The 24,715-nt window shown below is 35.6% G+C and carries 27 protein-coding genes; 19 read left to right on the top strand and 8 right to left on the bottom strand.

From position 1 onward, the window contains the following. Positions 1-11 precede the first annotated feature (11 nt). The 18 genes from rpsH to HOO91_04430 all read left to right on the top strand — a co-directional run bounded on the left by rpsH (position 12) and on the right by HOO91_04430 (position 14,849). Complete coding sequence (rpsH, locus tag HOO91_04515) at positions 12-407, top strand: 30S ribosomal protein S8 (protein NOU16803.1); 396 nt, start codon at positions 12-14, stop codon at positions 405-407. 18 nt (positions 408-425) lie between these two features. Next, positions 426-980, top strand: coding sequence for a 50S ribosomal protein L6 (gene rplF / locus HOO91_04510; GenBank protein ID NOU16802.1), 555 nt, complete (start codon positions 426-428; stop codon positions 978-980). A 20-nt stretch (positions 981-1,000) separates the two neighbouring features. Beyond that, positions 1,001-1,360 carry a 50S ribosomal protein L18 gene (locus HOO91_04505; protein NOU16801.1) on the top strand — a complete coding sequence of 120 codons (360 nt, stop codon included), beginning with the start codon at positions 1,001-1,003 and terminating at the stop codon, positions 1,358-1,360. 5 nt (positions 1,361-1,365) lie between these two features. Then, complete coding sequence (rpsE, locus tag HOO91_04500) at positions 1,366-1,887, top strand: 30S ribosomal protein S5 (GenBank protein NOU16800.1); 522 nt, start codon at positions 1,366-1,368, stop codon at positions 1,885-1,887. Positions 1,888-1,898: 11 nt separating this feature from the next. Further along, entirely contained in the window at positions 1,899-2,072 is a 174-nt protein-coding gene (gene rpmD, locus HOO91_04495; protein NOU16799.1) for a 50S ribosomal protein L30, read from the top strand. A gap of 35 nt (positions 2,073-2,107) precedes the next feature. Beyond that, positions 2,108-2,554: a 50S ribosomal protein L15 gene (gene rplO / locus HOO91_04490; protein NOU16798.1), complete on the top strand. Its 447-nt coding sequence runs from the start codon at positions 2,108-2,110 to the stop codon at positions 2,552-2,554. Between the two features lie 4 nt (positions 2,555-2,558). Then, the gene (secY, locus tag HOO91_04485) at positions 2,559-3,887 is read left to right on the top strand and encodes a preprotein translocase subunit SecY (GenBank protein NOU16797.1); all 1,329 of its coding nucleotides are present in this window, start codon (positions 2,559-2,561) and stop codon (positions 3,885-3,887) included. Positions 3,888-3,908: 21 nt separating this feature from the next. Continuing rightward, positions 3,909-4,685, top strand: coding sequence for a type I methionyl aminopeptidase (map, locus tag HOO91_04480; protein ID NOU16796.1), 777 nt, complete (start codon positions 3,909-3,911; stop codon positions 4,683-4,685). A gap of 13 nt (positions 4,686-4,698) precedes the next feature. Next, positions 4,699-4,917: a translation initiation factor IF-1 gene (infA, locus tag HOO91_04475; GenBank protein ID NOU16795.1), complete on the top strand. Its 219-nt coding sequence runs from the start codon at positions 4,699-4,701 to the stop codon at positions 4,915-4,917. 23 nt (positions 4,918-4,940) lie between these two features. Then, positions 4,941-5,057: a 50S ribosomal protein L36 gene (rpmJ, locus tag HOO91_04470; GenBank protein NOU16794.1), complete on the top strand. Its 117-nt coding sequence runs from the start codon at positions 4,941-4,943 to the stop codon at positions 5,055-5,057. A gap of 42 nt (positions 5,058-5,099) precedes the next feature. Then, positions 5,100-5,477 carry a 30S ribosomal protein S13 gene (gene rpsM, locus HOO91_04465; GenBank protein ID NOU16793.1) on the top strand — a complete coding sequence of 126 codons (378 nt, stop codon included), beginning with the start codon at positions 5,100-5,102 and terminating at the stop codon, positions 5,475-5,477. Between the two features lie 9 nt (positions 5,478-5,486). Further along, positions 5,487-5,876 (top strand): 30S ribosomal protein S11, encoded by a 390-nt coding sequence (gene rpsK, locus HOO91_04460; GenBank protein ID NOU16792.1) that lies wholly within the window; start codon positions 5,487-5,489, stop codon positions 5,874-5,876. A 39-nt stretch (positions 5,877-5,915) separates the two neighbouring features. Further along, the gene (gene rpsD, locus HOO91_04455) at positions 5,916-6,524 is read left to right on the top strand and encodes a 30S ribosomal protein S4 (GenBank protein NOU16791.1); all 609 of its coding nucleotides are present in this window, start codon (positions 5,916-5,918) and stop codon (positions 6,522-6,524) included. A gap of 15 nt (positions 6,525-6,539) precedes the next feature. Beyond that, positions 6,540-7,532 (top strand): DNA-directed RNA polymerase subunit alpha, encoded by a 993-nt coding sequence (locus tag HOO91_04450; GenBank protein NOU16790.1) that lies wholly within the window; start codon positions 6,540-6,542, stop codon positions 7,530-7,532. 5 nt (positions 7,533-7,537) lie between these two features. Further along, complete coding sequence (gene rplQ, locus HOO91_04445; GenBank protein ID NOU16789.1) at positions 7,538-8,032, top strand: 50S ribosomal protein L17; 495 nt, start codon at positions 7,538-7,540, stop codon at positions 8,030-8,032. Between the two features lie 95 nt (positions 8,033-8,127). Further along, complete coding sequence (eno, locus tag HOO91_04440) at positions 8,128-9,420, top strand: phosphopyruvate hydratase (protein NOU16788.1); 1,293 nt, start codon at positions 8,128-8,130, stop codon at positions 9,418-9,420. Positions 9,421-9,500: 80 nt separating this feature from the next. Then, complete coding sequence (locus tag HOO91_04435) at positions 9,501-11,399, top strand: menaquinone biosynthesis decarboxylase (protein ID NOU16787.1); 1,899 nt, start codon at positions 9,501-9,503, stop codon at positions 11,397-11,399. 117 nt (positions 11,400-11,516) lie between these two features. Beyond that, positions 11,517-14,849, top strand: a complete 3,333-nt coding sequence (locus HOO91_04430; protein ID NOU16786.1) for a SpoIIE family protein phosphatase — start codon at positions 11,517-11,519, stop codon at positions 14,847-14,849. 29 nt (positions 14,850-14,878) lie between these two features. On the opposite strand, the gene HOO91_04425 is transcribed toward HOO91_04430, so the two are convergent. From HOO91_04425 to HOO91_04415, 3 genes are all read right to left on the bottom strand, one after another. Further along, positions 14,879-16,633: a response regulator gene (locus HOO91_04425; protein NOU16785.1), complete on the bottom strand. Its 1,755-nt coding sequence runs from the start codon at positions 16,631-16,633 to the stop codon at positions 14,879-14,881. 196 nt (positions 16,634-16,829) lie between these two features. Beyond that, positions 16,830-17,471 (bottom strand): LysE family transporter, encoded by a 642-nt coding sequence (locus tag HOO91_04420; GenBank protein ID NOU16784.1) that lies wholly within the window; start codon positions 17,469-17,471, stop codon positions 16,830-16,832. A gap of 135 nt (positions 17,472-17,606) precedes the next feature. Further along, entirely contained in the window at positions 17,607-19,034 is a 1,428-nt protein-coding gene (locus tag HOO91_04415; GenBank protein ID NOU16783.1) for an aldehyde dehydrogenase family protein, read from the bottom strand. Between the two features lie 125 nt (positions 19,035-19,159). Between HOO91_04415 and HOO91_04410 the strand changes: the two genes are divergently transcribed. After that, on the top strand, positions 19,160-20,380 hold the full coding sequence (locus tag HOO91_04410; GenBank protein NOU16782.1) for a DUF4105 domain-containing protein: 1,221 nt from the start codon (positions 19,160-19,162) through the stop codon (positions 20,378-20,380). Between the two features lie 85 nt (positions 20,381-20,465). Here the strand turns inward: HOO91_04410 and HOO91_04405 are convergent, their stop codons facing one another. From HOO91_04405 to HOO91_04385, 5 genes are all read right to left on the bottom strand, one after another. Continuing rightward, a complete protein-coding gene (locus HOO91_04405; protein ID NOU16781.1) occupies positions 20,466-22,457 on the bottom strand; it encodes a thioredoxin fold domain-containing protein in 1,992 nt (663 codons plus the stop codon). A 170-nt stretch (positions 22,458-22,627) separates the two neighbouring features. Next, a complete protein-coding gene (locus HOO91_04400) occupies positions 22,628-23,056 on the bottom strand; it encodes a DUF1987 domain-containing protein (GenBank protein ID NOU16780.1) in 429 nt (142 codons plus the stop codon). Positions 23,057-23,201: 145 nt separating this feature from the next. After that, the gene (locus HOO91_04395; protein NOU16779.1) at positions 23,202-23,651 is read right to left on the bottom strand and encodes a hypothetical protein; all 450 of its coding nucleotides are present in this window, start codon (positions 23,649-23,651) and stop codon (positions 23,202-23,204) included. After that, a complete protein-coding gene (locus tag HOO91_04390; protein ID NOU16778.1) occupies positions 23,648-24,106 on the bottom strand; it encodes a hypothetical protein in 459 nt (152 codons plus the stop codon). Before HOO91_04390 ends, HOO91_04395 begins: the two co-directional genes overlap by 4 nt. Before the next feature lie 45 nt (positions 24,107-24,151). Then, entirely contained in the window at positions 24,152-24,700 is a 549-nt protein-coding gene (locus HOO91_04385; protein ID NOU16777.1) for an RNA polymerase sigma factor, read from the bottom strand. Between the last annotated feature and the right edge of the window lie 15 nt (positions 24,701-24,715).

The raw sequence follows: 24,715 nt of genomic DNA, 5'->3' as shown, positions 1-24,715 counted from the left end.
TAATTAACATGATTACCGACCCAATTGCAGATTATCTAACCCGCGTAAGAAACGCTATTATGGCGAATCACCGTGTGGTAGAAATTCCTGCTTCAAGTATTTTAAAAGATATTACTCGTATTCTTTTCGAAAAAGGGTATATTCTAAACTATAAACTTGAAGAGGATAGTAAGCAGGGAATGATTAAAATAGCGCTTAAATATAACCCTGAGTCAAAAAAGAGTGCAATAAAGCACATAGAGCGCGTAAGTAGTCCTGGTTTAAGACGCTATGTTAGTGCAGATCAGCTACCACGTGTTCTTAACGGCTTAGGAATAGCTATCATAAGTACTTCACATGGTGTGATGACTGAAAAGGAAGCACGTGTGAAGAAAGTTGGTGGTGAAGTACTTTGCTATATTTACTAATTTAATTAATAATTAACAATGTCTAGGATCGGAAAAAAACCTGTAAACCTACCACAGGGTGTAAGCGTGAAAGTTAGCGCTGATAATGTGGTAAGCGTAAAAGGCCCTCTGGGGGAGCTATCCCAGAAAGTTGACCCTGACATCTCAATTAACTTGGAGGGAGATACTGTTGTTCTCACCAGACCAACAGAGCAAAAACGTCATCGTGCCATGCATGGTCTCTATCGTTCACTCATCAGTAATATGGTTATTGGTGTTTCAAAAGGATGGGAGATTCAGCAAGAGTTAATAGGTGTTGGATATAAGGCCGAAGCTAAAGGGCAAGTTCTTGAACTAAGCCTTGGCTTTTCACACGATATTCATGTTTTACTTCCAGATGAAGTAAAAGTAGAAGCAAAAACTGAGCGTAGAGGAAATCCTACTATAACACTACGAAGCATTGATAAGCAACTCATTGGATCGGTAGCAGCTAAAATTCGCTCACTTAGAAAACCTGAACCATACAAAGGTAAAGGGATTAAATTTGTTGGTGAAGTTATTAGAAGAAAAGCTGGTAAATCAGCTAGTGTATAACCTGTTAAAACTGATTAAAAATGGCTTTGACAAAATCAGAGAGAAGACTCCGAATCAAAAGGAGAATACGCAAGAAAATTTCCGGTACTACCGGGAAGCCTCGTTTAACGGTTTTCAGGAGCAATGCACAGATCTATGTACAATTCATAGACGACTCAAAAGGAGTAACCTTGGCTCACGCCTCGTCTGCTGCTAAAGAGATCGCTGAGAAAACCAAAATTACTAAAATTGAACAGGCTCGTCTTGTAGGGCAACTTGCAGCTAAAGTGGCATTAGAGAAAGGAATTACTGATGTGGTTTTTGACCGCAACGGTTATCTTTACCATGGCCGTGTAAAGGCTTTGGCTGATGCAGCAAGAGAAGGCGGACTAAAAATCTAGTGGATATGTCAGCAAATACGAATATAAGAAGAGTTAAATCCAGCGATCTTGAACTAAAAGATAGGTTGGTTAGCATTCAGAGGGTTACCAAAGTAACCAAGGGTGGACGTACCTTCAGTTTCTCCGCAATAGTTGTGGTGGGTAATGAGAATGGTATTGTTGGATATGGCCTTGGCAAAGCAAGCGAGGTTACAACAGCTATATCAAAGGGTATTGAAGATGCCAAAAAGAACTTGGTTAAGGTTCCTGTTTATAAGGGAACAATTCCTCATGAGCAATTAGCTAAATATGGCGGTGCTAGAGTATTCATTAAGCCCGCATCTCACGGAACCGGTGTTAAAGCTGGTGGTGCTATGCGTGCTGTCCTAGAGAGCGTTGGGGTTACCGACGTGCTAGCAAAATCTAAGGGTTCATCAAACCCTCACAACCTGGTAAAAGCAACTGTGATGGCATTACTAGAACTTAGAGATGCCCAAAACATAGCTGAACACCGTGGAGTTTCTTTAAATAAAGTTTTTAACGGTTAGATTAAGAAACTATGGCTAAAGTAAAAATAACACAGATTAGGAGCAAAATTGGGAGTTCTAAACGCCAACGTTTAAACCTCGAATCTCTTGGCCTAAGGCGTATCAATCATACCGTTGAGCACGAAGCAACTCCTCAAATTCTCGGGATGATTGAAAAGGTTAAGCACCTTGTACGCGTTGAATAATAGCTTGCATAAACATACATAATGCAATTTCAACTATGAATTTGAATAATTTAAAACCTGCAAAAGGTTCTACTCACCACGATAAAAGAATTGGACGAGGACAAGGTTCTGGACACGGTGGAACTTCCACAAGAGGTCATAAAGGAGCTCAGTCTAGATCTGGTTATTCTAGAAAGGCTGGTTTCGAAGGTGGTCAGATGCCATTACAGCGTCGCTTGCCCAAGTTCGGGTTTAAAAATAAATTTCGTAAAGAGTATAAAGCTATCAATATTGATGTTTTACAACTATTGGCAGAAAAGAATGGCTTAGCAACCATTAATGTGCAGACTTTAGTTGATGCGGGATTTGCATCTAAGAATGATAATATCAAAATTCTTGGGAATGGTACTCTCTCATTAAAACTCGATGTTCAAGCACATGCTTTTTCAAAAAAAGCAATTGAAGCAATTGAAGCACAACAAGGTACTGCTGTAAAACTATAGTTTGATGAAAGCTTTTATTGAAACCATAAAAAATATTTTCAAGATAGAGGATCTGCGTCAGCGGATACTGTATACACTTGGAATAATATTAATTTATCGATTAGGTAGTTATATTGTATTACCTGGTATAGATCCTGCACAACTTGGTGCTTTAAAGAAGCAAACTAGTGAAGGTATTATGGGTCTGCTCGACATGTTTTCGGGTGGTGCTTTCCATAATGCATCAATCTTTGCTTTGGGTATTATGCCTTACATATCAGCCTCAATCGTGGTTCAACTATTAGGTATTGCAATACCTTATTTCCAAAGATTACAGAAAGAGGGTGAGAGTGGTCGTCGAAAGATGAATCAGATTACTCGTTATTTAACTGTAATTATTCTCGTATTGCAAGCACCAGCATACTTGACTAATCTACACTACCAATTACCTGAATCCGCATTTGCTTTAGGAGGTGCATTTTTTACTATTTCTTCAACAATAATACTTATTGCTGGCACAATGTTCATCATGTGGCTTGGCGAGAAGATTACTGACAAAGGAATTGGTAACGGTATATCAATGATTATCATGATTGGAATCATAGCTCGTTTGCCATTTGCGCTATTTGCAGAGTTTGCTTCTAGAATAGAAGAGGTAGCTGGAGGTGGTTTGGTAATGTTTCTTGTTGAGATGGTAATGCTATTTGCTATCTTTATGTTTTCCATTCTTTTAATTCAAGGAACACGTAAAATACCAGTTCAGTATGCAAAACGTATTGTTGGTAATAAACAGTATGGTGGGGTAAGACAGTATATTCCATTAAAAGTAAATGCAGCAGGGGTTATGCCAATCATTTTTGCTCAAGCATTAATGTTTGTACCAATGTTGTTAACCAAGTTTGATACTCAAACTACTTCGGGTATTGCTTCTGCCTTTTCAAATCCTTATGGATTTTGGTATAACTTTACCTATGCAATTTTGATTATCGCATTTACCTATTTCTATACTGCGATTACAATCAATCCTAACCAAATGGCTGAGGATATGAAGAAAAATGGCGGATTTATACCTGGAGTAAAACCAGGTAAAAGAACTGTGGAATATCTGGATACTATTATGTCAAGAATTACATTACCTGGTTCAATCTTTTTAGCAATAATTGCTATACTGCCTGCATTTGCAAATATGGTTGGCGTAAGTAATCAATTTGCTCAATTCTTCGGTGGAACTTCACTGCTAATTTTAGTAGGGGTTGTGCTTGATACATTGCAGCAAATCGAAAGTCACCTTCTCATGAGACATTATGATGGTCTTATGAAGAGTGGCAGAATAAAGGGTAGAACAGGCGTTTAGACAGATTAAGTTCTTTTAATAATGATATTGGCAAAAACGGAGGAAGAGATTGAACTACTGAAGTTAAATCACGAAATTGTTTCAAAAACTTTAGCAGAAGTAGCAAAATTAATTCATCCCGGGATAACCACCCTCGAACTCGATAAAAGAGCAGAGGAATTTATAAGAGATAATGGGGCAAAGCCCGGATTTTTAGGTTATAATGGTTACCCGAATACTCTATGTACTTCAGTGAATAGTGCTGTTGTGCACGGTATCCCTAAGGATAACGCTTTAAGGGATGGCGATATAGTATCCATCGATTGCGGAACCTATATGCACGGTTTTTACGGTGATTCAGCCTATACCTTTGTAATAGGTGAAGTCTCTCCCGAAGTGCAGCGGCTGATTAAGGTAACCCGTGAATGTTTGGAACTAGGCATCAATAAGGCTATAGATGGACTTAGAGTTGGGGATATATCCAGCGCAGTTCAACAACATGCGGAAGGTAATGGATACTCTGTAGTTCGAGAATTAGTAGGACATGGCATAGGTCGTAATATGCACGAGAAACCTGAGGTTCCAAATTATGGGGTTAGAGGCAATGGATCTAAGTTAATTAGCGGAATGACAATTTGTATTGAACCAATGATTAACATGGGATCAAAACAGGTTTTTCAGGAACGAGATGGATGGACTATTAAAACTGTTGATGGAAAACCATCGGCACATTTTGAACTGGCTGTTGTTGTTAGAAAAAATAAAGCAGAACAGTTATCTACCTTTAAGTACATTGATGAAGTATTAAAAAGCAGTTAATTTAAGAGGCAATATGTCAAAACAAACCGCAATTGAGAAAGACGGAACTATTATCGAAGCCCTCTCTAATGCAATGTTTAGAGTAGAACTTGATAACGGGCACGTTATTACCGCTCATATTTCCGGGAAGATGAGAATGCATTACATAAAGATTCTTCCAGGTGATAAGGTTAGAGTTGAAATGTCGCCCTATGATTTAACTAAAGGCAGAATTACTTTTAGGTATAAATAAACATTTGAAAACACTTTGTTGCGATGAAAGTAAGAGCATCAATAAAAAAACGCAGTGCTGATTGTAAAATCGTAAGGCGAAATGGACGTTTGTACGTGATTAATAAAAAAAATCCGAAGTTTAAACAACGTCAAGGATAAAAATTTAATTAACTTTGTACCCTAATTTTTTAAAGTAAAAATATGGCACGAATCGTTGGTGTAGACTTGCCAAAGAACAAAAGGGGAGAGGTTGCCCTAACCTACATCTACGGTATAGCCCGTAGTAGTGCCCGCAAAATCCTAGAACAAGCAGGAGTGGGTTACGACGTTAAGGTTAAAGACTGGAACGATGATAATATCAACGCTATCCGATCAATCCTTAATGATGGCTATAAAGTAGAGGGTGAACTCCGATCATCTGTACAGCTTAACATCAAGAGGTTGATGGATATTGGTTGTTATCGCGGAATTCGGCATCGCCTTGGCCTGCCCGTCAGAGGTCAGAGTACCAAGAACAATGCTCGTACCCGTAAGGGGCGTAAGAAAACCGTTGCCAATAAGAAAAAAGCTACTAAATAGGAAATAACTATGGCAAAAAAGACAGGAACAGTAAAGAAGAAAGTAGTAAAAGTAGATCCAGTAGGACAAGCACATATCCACTCTTCCTTCAACAATATCATTGTATCCTTAACAAATAGTACAGGACAAGTAATATCTTGGTCGTCATCTGGAAAGATGGGCTTTAGGGGTTCCAAAAAGAACACTCCCTACGCAGCTCAGACTGCCGCAGCTGATTGCGCAAAGGTAGCTTACGATCTTGGCTTACGTAAAGTTAAGGTTTTTGTGAAGGGTCCCGGCGCTGGTCGTGAATCTGCAATGCGTACTATTAACGCTACAGGAATTGAAGTTACCGAAATTGTTGACGTGACTCCACTTCCTCATAATGGATGCCGTCCACCCAAACGTCGTAGGGTTTAACGGTTTATTAATTAAGTACTCAATAAACTTTTTTAAGTAATGGCAAGATATATTGGACCAAGAACCAGAATAGCCCGTAAGTTTGGTGAGCCCATTTTTGGACCCGACAAATACTACGAGAAGAAAAATTACCCTCCTGGAATGCACGGGGTAAACAAGAAAAGGAAGAAATTATCTGAATATGGTGTACAGCTTCAAGAAAAGCAGAAAGCCAAATTTATTTATGGTGTTCTTGAAAAACAATTCGAGAACTTATTCCATAAAGCATCTCAAAGTAAAGGTATTACAGGTGAAATTTTAATACAACTTCTTGAGGCTAGACTCGATAACGTAGTTTATCGTTTAGGGATTGCCCCAACCAGAGCCGCAGCCCGCCAGTTGGTAAGCCACAGGCATATCACTGTAAATGGCAAGGTTGTAAACATAGCATCATTTACTTTGAAAAAAGGTGATCTTGTTGCAGTGCGTGAAAGATCAAAATCCTTGGAAGTAATCCAAGATGCTACATCATCTAACCGTCATACCAAATATTCATGGTTAGAATGGGATAAGGATTCTTTTGCAGGAAAATACATCAATGTGCCTGAAAGATCGGAGATTCCAGAGAACATTAAGGAGCAGTTAATTGTTGAACTTTATTCTAAGTAAAAATACCTATACCATATGGCTATACTGGCATTCCAAAAACCCGATAAGGTTATTATGCTTGAATCTACCGAACAATACGGTAAATTTGAGTTTCGTCCTCTTGAGCCAGGCTATGGTATCACGGTGGGCAATGCTTTGAGGAGAATCCTTCTTTCATCACTTGAAGGATATGCCATAATCTGGATAAAGGTTTCTGGTGTAGATCACGAATTCACAACTATCCCCGGTGTTATGGAGGATGTTACCGAAATTGTGCTCAACTTAAAGCAGATTCGTTTTAAAAGAACTATTGATGGTGAAGATTTCGAAAAGGTTACCGTTAATATTTCGGGACAAAGCGAGTTAAAAGCAGGATACTTATCAAATTTTCTTAGCAAATTCAAGGTACTAAACCCTGATTTAGTAATTTGCAGAATGGATCCTGATGTCAAATTAGAAATTGAGTTTTTTATTAATAAGGGTCGTGGGTACATTCCATCGGAGGAAAATAAACCCGAAGATGGAGAATTTGGAATTGTTCCAATTGATTCTATTCATACTCCGATTAAGAATGTAAGATACTCGATTGAAAACTACCGTGTTGAACAAAAGACTGACTACGAGAAACTTATTATGGAGATATTCACGGATGGTTCAATTCATCCAAAGGATGCTCTGAAAGAAGCTGCAAAAATTCTCATCTACCACTTTATGCTATTCTCAGATGAGAAAATAACACTTGATACGGATGATAAATATTCAAATGAGGAATTTGATGAAGAGGTATTGCATATGCGCCAGCTTCTGAAAAATAAACTTGTTGACTTAGATTTATCTGTTCGTGCCCTTAATTGTTTAAAAGCAGCTGATGTTGAGACATTAGGCCAGTTGGTCTCATTCAATAAGAACGACCTGCTTAAATTTAGAAACTTCGGTAAGAAATCTCTTACTGAATTAGAAGATCTGCTGGAGGCAATGAATTTATCCTTCGGTATGGATATTACAAAATATAAACTTGACAAGGATTAATTGCGATGAGACACAATAAGAAGATTAACCATTTAGGTAGGACTCACTCTCACCGTAAGGCGATGCTAGCAAATATGGCAACTTCGTTGATTCTTAAAAAAAGAATTACTACTACAGTTGCTAAAGCAAAAGCATTAAGAACTTATGTAGAGCCTTTAATTACAAAAGGTAAGAACGATACAACACATTCACGTCGTACTGTATTTAGTTATTTAAAAGATAAGTATGCGGTTTCGGAATTATTTCGTGATGTGGCTGTGAAAGTTGCTGACCGTCCAGGTGGTTATACCCGAATACTTAAAACTGGTACTCGTTTTGGTGATAGTGCTGAGATGTGCATTATTGAACTAGTTGATTACAACACAACTTATGTGAAAGAATCTGCTAAACCAGCAGCAAAGAAAACACGTCGTGGTGCAAAGCCAAAAAAGGCTGAAACTGTAGCTGAAACCAAAATTGAAGAATCTCATCAGGAATCAACTGAAGAGAAGTCTGAATAGTAATATTATGATATTTAATAAAAAGGGGATAGGCTAATAACCATATCCCCTTTTTATTAAACATACAAAATTTTTTAAATTTAAAATACTTTTTTATGGGACAAATAGTTAGTGTACATGCCCGCCAAATCCTCGATTCAAGAGGAAATCCAACTGTAGAAGTTGATGTAGTTACTGAAAGTGGTTTTTCTGGACGTGCAGCAGTGCCTAGTGGAGCTTCCACAGGTGTTCATGAAGCTGTTGAACTTCGTGATGGAGATAATGGAAGATACCTTGGTAGAGGTGTATTAAAGGCAGTAGAGAATGTAAATACTGTAATTTCTGAGGAAATTGTTGGTATGCATATTCATGAGCAACAATTGATAGATGAAACCCTAATTAAACTTGATGGTTCTGAGAATAAAGCCAATTTAGGTGCAAATGCAATTCTTGGAGTTTCATTAGCTGTTGCGCATGCTGCTGCCCAATCAACTTCACAACCTTTATTTCGTTATGTTGGTGGGGTTAACGCTTGTACCCTTCCAATTCCTATGATGAACATTATCAATGGTGGTTCTCATGCAGATAACAGTATCGATTTTCAGGAATTCATGATTATGCCAGTTGGTGCAGAGAATTTTACCGAAGCTATTAGGATGGGTGCAGAGGTGTTCCACAATCTTAAGTCAGTTCTTAAAAAGCAAGGATACTCAACAAACGTAGGTGATGAGGGAGGATTTGCTCCAAACCTTAAGTCGAATGAGGAGGCCGTGCAAGTAATTCTTCAGGCAATTGAGAAAGCAGGATACAAACCTGGTATTGATATTTTCCTAGCACTTGATCCTGCCTCATCTGAGTACTATCTACCAGAGGAAAAGGTTTACCATCTTCATAAATCAACTGGTGATAAGTTAACCTCAGCGCAAATGGTTGATTATTGGAAGAATTGGACTGATAAATATCCTATCGTTTCTATTGAGGATGGAATGGCAGAAGATGATTGGGACGGTTGGAAACTGATTACCAAAATGCTAGGTAGTAAAATTCAACTCGTTGGAGATGATTTATTTGTTACCAATGTAAAACGTTTACAACGCGGAATTGACGAGAAAGCTGGAAATAGTATTCTGATTAAGGTAAACCAAATAGGCACTCTTACGGAAACTATCAACGCAGTTCGTTTAGCTGACATCAATTCAATGACTTCAATAATGAGTCATAGATCCGGTGAGACAGAAGATACTACTATAGCACACCTGGCTGTAGCTTTGAATACAGGTTTGATTAAAACTGGTTCAGCCTCTCGATCTGATAGGATTGCAAAATACAATGAATTAATTAGGATTGAGGAAATGCTTGGATCATCTGCAAGGTATTTAGGAAGAGATTTTAAGTACATTAAAAAATAGATATCTTTGTTTATATTTGAATAAGGTTTCAGTCAAACTGAAACCTTATTCTTTATATACCAATCAACCATCTATATAGCATGGCTTATAAGAGTTTGAACGAATTCATCCAAGTACTTGAGCAAAATGGAGAACTGATTCGAATAAAAGGGCTTGTAAATCCTGAATTGGAGATCACTGAAATTACAGATCGCATTTCTAAACAACCTGATGGGGGGAAAGCACTATTATTTGAGAATACAGGGACTGATTTTCCTGTTCTTATTAATTTTTATGGCTCTTTAAGGAGAATATCTTTGTCGTTAGGTGTTGATGATTTAGATGATGTTGGCAGGGGGATTGAATCATTGTTCAAAGAGTTGTCAAGCCCAAGAGAATCTTTACTGGAGAAGATTAAACTTTTACCAAGCCTAAAAAGGATGTCTGATTGGATGCCTACTGTTATATCTGGAAAAGGAGTTTGTCAGGAGGTAATCAATTTAGACCCAGATATCAATAAAATACCTATTCTAAAATGCTGGCCGTATGATGGTGGTAAATTCATCACGCTACCGATGGTTAATACTAAGGATCCTGTTACCGGAATTAGAAACATAGGGATGTATAGGATGCAGGTTTTTGGACCAAAGGAAACAGGGATGCACTGGCATCGTCATAAAGTTGGTGCGAGACATTATAATGAGTATAAGGCACAAGGGAAACTTATGCCTGTTGTTGTTGCACTTGGTGGAGATCCGGTATACACCTATTCAGCAACAGCTCCATTACCTGATAATTTGGATGAATACATCTTTGCAGGTTTTTTGCGAAAGAAGAAAGTTCGACTTGTTAAGTGTATAACTGTTGATCTTGAAGTACCCGAAGATGTTGATTTTGTGATAGAGGGTTATGTTGATCCAAGCGAGGAACTGGCTTGGGAAGGGCCGTTTGGTGATCATACAGGATTTTACTCACTTGCTGATTGGTATCCCCGATTTCATATTACATGTATTACTCATCGAAGGAAAGCAGTATATCCAGCCACAATTGTAGGAGTACCACCAATGGAAGATGCCTATATTGCAAAAGCAACCGAACGAATATTCCTATCCCCAATAAGGATGTCGATGCTTCCAGAACTTGAAGATATGAGCCTTCCATTTGAAGGTGTTGCACACAATATCTCAGTTGTTAAGATAAAACACGCTTTCCCTGGTCATGCCTACAAAGTAATGAATGCCCTTTGGGGAGCAGGGCAAATGATGTTTAATAAAATATTAGTTGCAGTTGATGGCGATATCGATATTCACAATGCTATGCAGCTCGGACAGGTACTCTCAAGCCAAGTTAACTGTCAAAATGATATATTTTTAAGTAAGGGTCCATTGGATGTACTTGATCATTCATCGGAACAACCGTGCTTTGGTAGTAAAATATTTATTGATGCAACTTCAAAGAAAACGGAAAGGAATAGTTACACAGCAGAAATTGATAAAGAAAGTATTGCTGAGGATTTCGCACCGCTACCTGATGGCGTAACCTCTTTTAGTTCTTCGCTAATATCACATAATATATCTGCGTTAATCATATCAATAAATAAATCAGAAGTTTTTAATACAAAGGAGCTAGTTTCTAGATTGTTTAGATTAAGCTCACTACACAATCTTAAAGCAATAATTATTGTTGATAAGGAAATCGATTTAAACAATATTTCATTGGTTATTTGGTATTTAGTAAGTAACTATGATCCACAAAGGGATACTTGTTTTATTAGAGATTCAGAGGGAAAGATAAATCATGTAGCATTTGATGGAACAAGAAAAGTTTACCCTTCTGATAAACCCAATCGGGACTGGCCAAATGTTGTAATGATGGATTCAGATACGATCGAAAAAATAAACCATAAGTGGGGAGGTCTAGAATTAGGAAATTTTCTTAATTCTCCTTCTTTAAAACTGCAACAACTTCAGCTAGGAGACGGTGCTGTAATAAAAGTTTAGTTCTATAGTTTTGTTTAATGTAGAAAAATTGGTTTTGCAGATAGAAATTACAATTATGATAAAATGTTTATAGAATCAGGGAAAGTGTATATTATTTTTCATATTTTAGCCTGACCTATGAAATGGTTATCTCGTTTTTTTAGCTCAATCACCATCCTGCTTATTGCTATTAATTTAGCTATTCCAATAAGTAGTTCGGCTATTCGTGTTAATCTATATAATGTTGATAATGGGTTAACACAATCAGTCATAACTGGAGTAATACAAGATTCATACGGTTTTTTATGGATAGCCACACAGGATGGATTAAATCGCTACGATGGTTATTTTTTTAAAACTTACAGGAACAATCCTCTTGATTCCAATAGTTTATCAAACAATTACATTAATTCTATTTGTGAAGATCGAAATGGAAATATATGGTTAGGTACTAACCTCGGATTGAGCGTGCTATCAAGAAAATCAGGCAGATTTTTCAACTATTATAGCAATATAAATGATCCCTTGACCCTTAGTGATAATAGAATATATACAGTTTACGAGGATAAGGAGGGTGTTATTTGGATAAAAACCCTTACATCACTAGATAAATTTAATTCCAAAGAAAATAATTTCACACGTTACCCTCACTATAATGACCTTTTTACTTTCTCTACAGATCCTGGCGATTTTGATATTTTTGAAGACTCTCAAGGTATTCTGTGGGTTGGGACGAAAGATGGTTTATGCTTTTTCGATAGGATACTTAAAATTTTTAAGAGATATTCAAATGATCCGACAGATACAAAAACAATAAGCAACGATAAGATTAAGGATGTTTTTGAAGACTCAAATAATAATCTATGGATAGGTACCGAAAATGGACTAAACCTTTATAATCGCAGGACAAATAAGTTTGCAAGGTTCTTTACAAAATCGGATAAGAATAACAAACTTAAAAGTTCAATAATTAATGTAATAAAAGAAGATAAAGCAGGGATTCTTTGGATTGGGACTGATGTTGGATTTTCTAGTTTTGATCCTAAAACCCATACTCTCATAAATTACAATGACTTTAATGCCAATGGTGAGAAACATATTGCCTCCTCTGTTCAATCAATTTGTGTAGATAGAACAGGGATTCTTTGGATTGGATCATTACAGGGGTTAATCAAATCGGATAGAAAGCCACTGAAGTTTAAACTTTTTTCAAAGGACTCTCTAGGTAATCCATTGTTCGCAAATAATATAATCGCTTCGATTTCCGAGGATAATTTTGGGAATATATGGGTAGGAACTTGGGGGGCTGGTTTGTTTAAGTTTAACCCTAATACTGGAGAGAAAATCTTGTTTTCATACGCCTCCGTGAAGAGGCATATATATAATGATTTTGTTCATTCGAGTTATATAAATCAACAAAATGAATTATTAATTGGGACACGTGATGGTATACAGGTGTATCTGCCTGACAAGAAAGAGTTTGTTGATTATTTTGCTTTTAAAGGGATTATTAATTATGGTTTATTCAGAAATAATAGAATTTATTCATTTGCCGAAGATAGGAATGGATGTTTATGGATAGCAACTAAAATAGGATTATATCAGATTAAAGATAATACATTGCTAGGGTTTTGCAACAATCCAATGGATTCTACAACCATTACGTCTGGTGAAGTATACGATGTGATCGTAGATAGTAAAGGGTATATTTGGGCTGGAACTTTAAATGGGTTAAACAAGATTGATCCGAATAGTCAAAAGGCATCCCGATTTGTTAGAAAGTCAATTTACTCTGGGCGCCAACTTATTTCCAATGAAGTAATGTGTTTGCATGAAGATTCTAAGGGTTTTATTTGGGTGGGTACAAGTAACGGATTGCATAGATTTGACCAAAACACCAACAATTTCAAACTTTTTACCGAAGATGATGGATTACCGAACAACATAATATATTCAATTGAAGAGGATAGAAAAGGAAGAATTTGGGTGAGTACAAACTGGGGTTTAGCAGTATTAAACCCAGAAACGGATTTAATTAAATCTTACGATGTGGCAGATGGTCTTCAAAGTCAAGAATTTAATGTTGGATCAAGTTATAAATCAAAATCTGGAGAAATGCTATTTGGAGGTATATCAGGATTTAATACTTTTTTTCCAGACTCAATTAAGGTAAACAAACAAATTCCAAAAATTGCAATAACATCATTTGATATTTTAGGTGGAAAAGATAGGAAAACATTGTCTGTAGAGGGGTTAGACGAAATTGAAATATCAAAGGAAACGAGTGCCTTTACAATTGAATTCTCTATTCTGGACTTTAGTCGTTCTGAAAAAAATCATTATGCTTATTGTATGAAAGGGCTTTCTGATCAGTGGATTGATTTAGGGACAAAACACTCAGCAACCTTTTCAAATCTAAATGCAGGGACATATTTTTTTACTATAAAAGGTTCAAATAGTGATATGACCTGGAATGAAGAAGGCAAAACACTTAAAATTATTGTAAATATCCCATTTTGGAGAAGCAATGCTGCGTATGGATTATATGGATTCCTAGCATTAATCGGCATTATTTTTTATTTGAGAAATAGAACAAAGCACTTTCGAAGAACTAATCAATTTCTTAAGGAAAGAGAGTATGCGATGTCCAAAGTGGAGAAACAGAAAGAGGAACTTATTTTAAAAAATAAAAGTATAACCGATAGTATCAACTATGCTAAACGCCTTCAGGAAGCAATAATGCCTTCAGTTGCACATTTTAAAAAGTTATTACCCGATTCGTTTCTATTTTATATGCCCAAAGATATTGTTAGCGGAGATTTTTACTGGGTTAACGAAACAAAAAATAAAATTTTTGTAGCCGTTGTCGATTGTACAGGACATGGAGTACCTGGAGCGTTTATGTCTATAATAGGGATTGAACTATTACGAAACATTACTAATAATCAGGGTGTAAACGATGCCGCAGAAATTCTTAATAGATTAAATACTGGTGTAATTCAAACGTTCAGTAAGGATTACTCTGAGAATAGTTCATTGGTTAAAGATGGCATGGATGTTTCTTTTTGCATCATCGATAAGGAAAATAACATTCTCCAATTTGCAGGTGCTTTTAGTAATTTATATTTAATTAGAGATAGTAAGATAACTGAAATTAAAGGCGATAGGTACTCAGTGGGCATGGGAAATCTGTCAGAAAAACAACTATTTAGTAGTCATTATATTCCTATACAACCCGAGGATATGATTTATATCTTTACCGATGGATATGCTGATCAATTTGGTGGGTTAGAAAATAAAAAATATAAGTTTCGCCGTTTTAGGCATCTTCTTTTGAATATTCATAAATTTCCACTAGAGACCCAGCGGCAGTACATTGAAGATAGTATTAATGAGTGGAAGGGTAAAAACGATCAAGTCGATGATATTCTCATTATAGGCATTAAACCTGATTTGAGTTGCATGTTTTAATTCTGCTCCTGTTAATCAGTTAGTTAATATTACTTAAGTAGACTTTTCATTTTTTGAATCAGCACTTCAATTTGGAAAGGTTTACTGATATACTCATCCATGCCAGCTTCAATACATTCTTCTTTATCCCCAAGCAAAGCATTTGCAGTAATAGCAATTATTGGCGTATGCGAATTTGTGCTTGCTTCAATTTCTCTAATTTTTTTTGTAGCTACAATGCCATTTAAGATTGGCATTTGAATGTCCATTAGAATAATATCATATTTACTTGTGCCGAATTTATCAAGTGCTTCTTTACCGTTATTCGCTATCTCTATATTCTTAACCAATTTTTTCAGACTAAGAATTACAATTTTCTGGTTTATGAGGTTGTCTTCAACCAACAATACGCTGGCATTTTCAAGTTCTATTGATGCCCGAGCTTGGTGTTTGTCCTTTACAATGCTTTCTTCCTTGGGCTCTACCTGTCTTTCATCAATAACATCGATGTTTTTTTTGAGACTATACGGAAAATTAAAAATAGCACTTTCCGATGTTAGCGAAATACTTAGTTTACCGCCATTACTCTCAATCAATTTTTGAGAAATATTTAAATCAAGTAATTCAATGTATATTTGGGAACTTGTTGATGTGTAAGTTGTTTCATTTACAATGAATTGGTTATGATTCTCATTGACTGGGAGTATTATTGGTTTATTGCTCTTAAGTTCAAAATATAGTTCAATAAGTTCCTGACTTTCTTTACTCTTCCCAATCTTAATATCAAGATGTATTTTGTTACTACTCTTGTTCTTGATGATATTCTCAATAATATTAAGGAAAACTTGTTTGATTTTAACTGGATCCCCAAAGTAGTTTTTGGGTAAATTTTCATCAATTTTATAGTTAAAGGATATATTATTGAAGCTTTGTGATGTGAAGAGGTTTAGTGTATTGTTAATAGTTGTTTGAAGGTTGAAATTGATATTGAAGTCACTATTCTCTCTTATATCTATATTAGATATTTCAACCATGCTATTTAAAACATTTACCAGATTATTAGTTGAGGCTTGAATAGTATCGATCATATCCCTTTGTTTATCATCAAGTTCAGAACCAGAGAGGATGTTTGAGATGACCATGATATTGTTTAAAGGGGTACGGATCTGGTGAGATAGTTTAGCTATAAATTCTTCATTTAGCTTATTTGCGTTTTTTTCATTTAAAACCTCCATTTCAGAGTTTTGCATCGTTTTAACTTTAATCGCTTCAAAAAGATTTGCAAGTATAATTGCCGCAAAGTAAGAAATAGTAAAGTACAACTTGTATGATAAAGGTTGGTTGTATGAGGTGTTGATTTGCAATGGAATGAAAAAAACGAGGAAACATAGGATGCCGAAAGCAATTGAAAAATAAGTCCCTTTATTAAACCCAAGCATTGAAATGGTTAAAAAAGGAAATAGTCCAAATAGCAAAGATCCAACTACTCCCATGTTGCAATAAAAAACGGAAATAAGTAGTCCAATTCCGCTAATTACCGTGGTAAATGTATCAAGACCAATAGTATTCTTCCTTTTGACAGCAAGATTTAAGTTAATAGATATTATAAAGGCTGTGAGTACTGAGACTAGCATCAATAAAATACTGTCAAGGAAAAGAATTGCAAAAAAAGACTGAATTACAAAGAAAACAATTATAACAAGGCTTGAGAAGTTAAATTGAATCAACTTAAAAAAGGTGTCTTTTTCGCATTTTCCCTCTAGGTTGAAAGAAGAAATTTTTAGCAGTTTATGGGCTAAATTCATCTTGAATTAATTTAAGGGTAATTGTACCGTATTGATTTGTTGAGAAATACTTAGAATAAATAGATTCTCTAAACGAAAAATACAGCTATTTAAATATACGCAACTATTCAAAGTTTGCAAAAAAATGAATACAGATTATTATTTATCGAAGTTTTCTGACAAGTGGGTTTAACTATTAGGTGCGGAAAAATGAGATTTAGCTTTTAAAGAAAAGAATTCTTGCCACATTCACTAATGCTAAAAACCCAAGAATGAAAATTACTGCCCCTGCAATTTTATTTATCCATAAAAGCTGTTTTAAACGGAATTTATCTCGGAACATGTTAACCAATGAACTTAATGTAAACCACCATAAAGTGCCACCAAGAAAGACTCCCCCTATGGTTATTAATGAAAGTGCCATATTTTCGCCATTGTAAGCCAGCCCGAGAGCAGCAAACATCCCTACAAAAAGAAAAATGGCAAAGGGATTGGTAACGGTTAGTAGTAATACAGATATAAAATCTTCAATCAGTTTATTCTTTTTCTTTTTGTGACGTTTTAGTTGATTTACAGGGTTTGTATAAAAGGTTTTAATTCCTAAAAGAATAATTATTATGCCGCCAATAACCTCTAGGATTCTTTGTTTCTCTTCAATGAAATTGATGATAAAAGTAAGGCTAAAACCTGCAATGGCTGCAAAAATTGTATCTGCTGACGCTGCTCCAATTCCCGAAAAAAAACCGCTTAAGCGGCCTTTGTTAATTGTACGCTGAATGCAAATTACCCCTATTGGTCCGAGGGGAATCGAAACCAACAAGCCAATCATTATTCCTTTTAGTAAAAGTGTAAAAGCCATTTGACTTATAAAAAGCAATATATTTTACAATGTGCAAATATACAAATTGAACCAAAGCATAAAAGATGCTACTCTCTTTTTTTCAGTAATTCGTAGATAATAAACGATTAAAATAATTATGATATTGGGCGCAAATTAGATATAATTTCTAACTAGCAATTTTGGCTCAAGCATATCATAAATTGCGTATTTCACACCTTCGCGTCCATATCCTGAGTTTTTAATTCCTCCGTAGGGCATATGATCCACCCTAAAAGTTGGCACATCATTTATAATTACTCCGCCAACCTTAAGTTCATTGAAGGCATGGTTTTGTTCATGAAGCAAATTTGTAAAAACACCTGCTTGTAGCCCAAACTCAGTGTAGTTTATCTCATCAATCGCATTTTGAAAATCAGTATACGATTCAATAACTACGACAGGACCAAATACTTCCATGGCGCAAATCTTCATATCCCTCTTTGTGTTTGTAATAATTGTGGGTTCCACAAAAGTATCTTTTCGTTTTCCTCCATAAATAAGTTTTGCTCCATCTTTAACGGCCTCGCTTATCCATTCCTCAACTCGAATTGCATTTTCCTCATCAATCATTGATGAAACATCAGTATTTGAATCCAATGGATCTCCTGTTTTGAGAAGACTGGTTATCTCAACAAATTTTTTTGTAAAACCATCAAATATGGATTGATGAATGTATATTCTTTGTGTATGTATACACACTTGCCCTGAGTATGAGAACGCTCCATTCACACATTTTTGAACTGCTTTATCTAAGTTTGTTGTTTCAGTAACAATTAAACCTGCATTGCCTCCAAGTTCCAAGACAACCCGTTTTTTACCAGCCTGATTTTTCATTTCCCAACCAACTTGGGGTGAACCTGTAAAGGTTAGTAATGCAAAACGCTCGTCGGTAACAAGTTGATTGCCAGATTCTCGATCCATCGGAAGGATTGATAATGCCCCTTTGGGTAGATCAGTTGAATCAATAATTTTTGCAAGTAGTAATGCAGATAAAGGGGTAGAGCGTGCTGGTTTTAAAATAATTGGACAACCTGACGCAATTGCTGGAGCCAGTTTATGAGCGGTGAGATTTAAGGGGAAATTAAAAGGTGATATACCAGCAACCAACCCAACAGGAAAGTATTTTACAACGCCCTCTTTCCCTTCGCCCGCTGGAGTCCAGTCTATTTGAATATACTCCGATGGCAGCCTCTTGCATTCCTCGGCAGCAATAACGAAGGTCTGAATAGCTCGATCAACTTCACTAAGTGCATATTTTATGGGTTTTGCTGCCTCAAGGCAAAGTGTTGTTGCGAGTAAATCTCTTTTATCTTTCATCTTTTGTGCAATATCCATTAGAATAGAGTACTTTTTATACGATGGAAGATATCTTAATTCATCTTGAATCTTTTGGGCTGATATTATTGCTTCTTCAAGTTCTGCTTTACCGGCAAGGTATACTTCTGCTAAAATCTCATTGTTAAAAGGGTTGCTTACAAAAAAGGTATGATCTGTTGTTTTGAATTTCCCGCCGATATAAGGGCTATGCTTTTCCATTATCATTGGTTTTTTATTGTATTTGCGAATTTATAAAATCTTTACTGTTTTACGATCACACCTATAGTGTTTGAAGTAATTATGTTGGAAAAATAATAAACAACTATCTTTGGAAAATTAAAAGCAACATTATGAAAATTGATAGAGTACTACAGCGAATAATTTTGCCACTATTTTGTATTCTATTATCCCTGGAAGGTAGTGCGAAAAGATATGAGATTAACCTCTCGGATAGTTCTAGAATAAGCCTTTTAACTTGCTCCCCAGGCAATGAACTTTATTCGATTTTTGGACATAGTGCTATTCGTGTGTCTGATCCGATGCGCAACCTTGATATTGTTTTTAACTATGGAACTTTTGATTTTTTCGATCCCAATTTTTATCCCAATTTTGTGAGAGGACGTTTGAAATATATCCTATCTGTTTCGCCCTATCGGGAGTTTAAACAGAGCTACGTTGAAGAAGGGCGTTGGATTTGGGAACAAAGACTCAATATTAATTTGAATGAGAAGCAGCACTTATTCGATTCGTTATTAATTAACTATAGACCAGAGAATCGATACTATCCTTATGATTTCTTTGGCGACAATTGTGCAACACGAATCAGGGATATCTTTGTAAAAACAATTCCACGTGAAATTACTTTTGATTATAGTTCTTTTGAAAAAGGGAAGAGTTTTAGGCAACTTTTAATGCCTAATTTAATTCATTCACACTGGGCAAAACTTGGAATTAATCTTTTACTGGGCCTGCCAGCAGATAGGGTGGCTTCATCATGGGAATATATGTACCTGCCGGAACATTTGCAGGCTGCTTTTCAGCACTCTTCGCTTTTATCCGATTCAGTTAAGCAACCATTCGCTCAACAACCCAAAGTTCTATTGGAGGGAAAACAATTTTCTGATCAAAATATATGGGGAACTCCGTTGCAAGTATCTCTGGTAATACTTCTGATAGCTGCTTTTTTATCGTATAGGGATCTCAAGAGCGGTGTTAAAGATCTTTGGTTTGACAGAATACTTCTGATTCTCTTCGGATTACTGGGTGTGCTTTTTACATTCCTTTGGGCAGGAACTGCGCATCGCTCAATGGTTTGGAATTTTAACCTTCTATGGGCAAATCCATTCCACTTAATAGCCGTTTTCTTTCTATCGGTAAAAAAAACCAGGCAATGGATGCGAACGTATTTAAGCGTTAATCTAATTGTATTAATAGCATTACTGATTACTTGGCCATTTTTACCACAGGCTCTACCTTGGGTAATCTACCCTGTGGTTTTGGCAATGGCAATGAGGTTGTTTGTTATCATTCAATTACCTCATTGGTTGGAGAAAATAATTTGGAGACGCTAAGGGCAGGATGTTTATTTCTGAATTACAGTATAAAAAAAGAGCCTGAATTTTCCATCAGACTCTTCATGTTTAACTATAAGATTTCTTACTGTAAACTATTGCTTCTCTTTTTATACTCTTCAATCCCGCTATCGAGAAACTTAATATATGCTTCAATATCGAGATTGTATCCTCTAGGTTCTACTAAAGGTTTTTCGTTCCCATCTAGTAGAACATAATAAGGTTGCCCATTGATATTGAAACGGTTTATCTGCATGTCCGCATTCTGCTTGCCAATGGTCTTTTTTACCTTGCCGTCTTTCTTTGATGTAAACCATTCGCTTTCGGGGAGTTCTAATCTTTCATCGATATATAGGGCAACAATAACATAATCATTCCTTAGCTTTTCTAATACACGAGGATCGCTCCAAACCTTTGATTCCATTTCTTTGCAGTTGGAACATGAATGACCCACAAAATCAATAAATAGAGGTTTTTTTTGTGTTCGTGCACAGGCTAGTGCTTGACTGTAGCTAAAATAACCATCCAAACCATAAGGTAGATGGAGGATATCTGCATATTTTGGTGTTTCACATAACGATGCTTTATCGTCAACTTTAGCACTCGAAACGGTTTTTGATTTATTTATCATTGTCATCAGGTCAAAACTATGACTTGCCTGAGGAGGAAGTAATCCTGATATAGATTTAAGGGGTGCTCCAATCATGCCAGGAATTAGGTAAACAACAAATGCAAAGGACGCAATTGCTAAAAGAAGCCTAAAAACGCCCACGTGCTTAAGATCTGAGTCGTGCTGAAATTTGATTTTACCAAGCAAATAGAAACCCATTAAGGTGAAAATTGAAATCCAGATAGCTATGTAAACATCGCGACCCAATAAGCCAAAATGATACGTATCGTCTATTATCATTAAGAATTTCAAACTAAAGGCTAACATGAAAAATGCAAGAACAACTTTTACCGAATTCAACCATCCCCCAGATTTAGGTAATCCCTTAAGTAATGATGGAAAAATGGCAAAAATGGTAAATGGTAAAGCAAATGCAATTGAGAATCCAAGCATTCCTATAATAGGCCTTAAACCTAAACCTCGTGAAGCCTCTATCAATACGTTTCCTAATATTGGTCCAACACAAGATAAACTAACTAATATTAGTGTTAAGGCCATGAAAAATGAACCTACAAATCCTCCTTTTTCAACTTTACTATCGGTTTTTGTTGTTAAGCTACTTGGTAAAGTAATTTCAAATAAACCAAAGAACGATGCTGCAAATACTATAAAAAGCAGAAAGAAAATAATATTAGGAATCCAGTGTGAGGTAAGAACGGTTGCGAAATTTGGGCTAAGACCAAATAGCGAAACTAATAATCCAATTGAAGTATATATGGCAATAATTGAAAGGCCAAAGACAAGAGCATTGATAATAGATCTTAAACGACCCGATTCATTATTTAGAAAGAATGAAACGGTCATTGGTATCATTGGATAAACACAGGGCGTTAATAATCCCAATAGACCCCATCCTAAAGCGTAAAAGAATATATACCAAAGAGAAGAATTCTCGTTTTTTTCAGGTGTTTTTTGCTGCTGAACTTCTATCTTTTGAGGCTCTCCATTACCCACTTTTACCGAAAAATCTTTCTCAAGGTAGATACATTTATCCGAGAAGCAAGCTTGATACTCAATATTGCCTTCAATATTAGTTGTTTCAACATTATTGAGTTCAACCATTTGGCTAAAGGTTGCCTCTTTTGAGAAAAAAGATAAATCAAGGTCAAATATTTCATCATGTTCTTTGGTGGTCTTGGTTATCTCCTTTACTTTACCGTCGAGTTTAAAGTCGGGTGATTGCTTAAAGGTGAATGTAGTTGCAATGGGACCTCCTTCTGGAAGAGATATCGAGTAAAGATGCCAACCCTGTTCAATAGATGCATTGATAGTTATTTCGTATTTTTTTCCTTCAACTTTTATTGCTTTAAAATTCCAAGTTACAGGATCTTCAACTTGCGCATTAATACTAGCAGAACAGGCTATTAGTACTATAGTTGCAAAAAAATGCAGTAGATATCTTTTCATAATTATCTGTAAAATTTCGAATTATTTGAGGTACACAAATATATAATTAAAAGATTTATCCAGATATTGATATAAATCAATAGAAGCGAGGGGTGATTTAAAGGAAACATACCCTACCCTAATGATAATACCTAACTTCTAAATAGTTAAGAATGGCTTTTGTAGAAGAATTAATTAACCTTTGAGAGGCTAAATGGAAGATGATAGCTGTTTTTCATTTCCTTGCACCAATCGAACATGTCAATATCATCGTCCTCATAAAAAAGTTGTACATCGACATTTATTCCTGAGTCCTGAATTGCCTCAACTTGTTGAAATAACTTACACAGCGATTTTCCTGAACTGCCATTAAGGTATGTTAGGTGAAAGACTATAGTAAGAGTAGTTGCCTTTTTGGCTTTAGCAAAAGCATAAAGCCAATTCTGGATAGGCTCAATAAATTCACTGGGATTACTTGAGATAAAGTTTCCTTTAAAGGCAACCTCCCCAGATTTATACTTGCATATAATTTCAGGCGTTTGTTTTGTGCCAGGAATATAAATATCGTCCAGCACAATTACACCCTCCGCAATTCCATCGATAACATCTATACCCGACATGTGGTTTATTTTGATAATTAGCCATATAAATATAACAATCGTTAATATAAAAGTTTTGCAAAACTTTTATATTTTGATTTTAAAGATTTAATCTATAAAAATGAAAAGTTTGTTACTTAAAATATGTTGTTCAAAGGAAATCAAACTATTTCTTGCCAGAATTTTTTATTTGCTGTAAAAGGTATGTCTTGAAATCGTAATCTGTCTGATAAAGCATTAGAACTTTTGAAGGAGGTAGTATCTGCTTAAACTTTTCGTTAAATTCAATCAAAAGATCTGATTCTTGTTTTTGAAAATTAACATATTCATTAGCATATTTAATTATTTCTTCATCGGTCATCTTCTCCAGATTTTTTGCACAAAACTTCATGGTTGAACGTTTGCTTTCGAGTATCTGGTTTTTCCGTTTCCAATAATCGTTATAAACAGGCCAAAATAATTCAGCCTCGTGTGTGGTGAGATTTAACTTTTGTGTGAAGAAAGCAACTTTTTGTACTTTCAATACTTCTTCGCATTGTTCGTGCTTGGATTTACAAGATGAGAAACCAAGCGTTAGACAAAAGGTTAAAAGTATAATTGGATTTATACGTATCACGGTTTAATGTCTTTTGAATGATCTAAGTGTGTTCCATTATTAATATTATCATACAATAGGTATTCAATTAATTCATCATTCATCGAATTCTTTATTGAATCCTTTTTATGTCCATTCGAGAAGGCTTCGTATAGTTGTATTTCATCAAATTCAGTGCCGCTCTCTTCAACTACTTTGATATAGTCTACCCTTTTTAGAGAGCTAATGCTATTAGTTTGTTGTGAATAATGATAGCCTATAAATGCTATTAAAACAAAAAGACAAAGACCAGTAGCCAAGGCTAATTGAGTCCTTATTGCAGCGATTCGCAATACGAACGGATTTTTAACGCTATTTTCATTGCAATAATTCTGAACCCTTGTTGGCAATGATTCAAAATACCCATTAGGAACTTTAAATGGGTTATCCTTACCAATTTTAGTTAACTTAGGGTCAAATATTTCTAAATCATTCATTCTATTTAATATCTTGAGTTTATGACTTCATCACTTGAGAAGGGTTTAATCCTCTTCAAGAAATTTTTCAATTTTTTTTACTGCATGATGAAACGATGCCTTAAGAGCACCTACAGATGTTCCTAGGATTCTAGACATTTCCTCGTATTTCATTTCATCAAAGTATTTCATATTAAAAACTAATCGTTGTTTTACAGGAAGTTTAATAATTGCCTTCTGTAGCTTTGCTTGTAGCTCATTGCCATCGAAATATGGATCACTCTCTATAGTGTTTGCAAGTTGTTGTTCAACATCAATAATTGGGAGTAAAAATTTTGTTCTTTTCCTTTTTAAGAATGTTAAAGCTTCGTTTGTAGCTATTCGATATAGCCATGTGAAAAGCTGTGAATCCTCACGGAAATGGCTAAGACCTCCCCAAACCTTAAGGAAAGTATTCTGAACTACATCATCAGCATCATCTTGACTTATAACTATTTTGCGGATGTGCCAGTATATTCTTTCTTGGTACTTACGAACAATAAGGTTAAATGCATAATTCTGAGTATCGCTTATACGATACATTTCAAGCAACTCCTTATCGCTGTAATTGGTCATTTAATGATGTAAACG

This window comes from Bacteroidales bacterium (assembly GCA_013141385.1).
Classification (GTDB): domain Bacteria; phylum Bacteroidota; class Bacteroidia; order Bacteroidales; family Tenuifilaceae; genus UBA8529.
The sequence above is the reverse complement of the archived record's forward strand: the minus strand, read 5'-3'. Positions and strand labels throughout refer to the sequence as shown.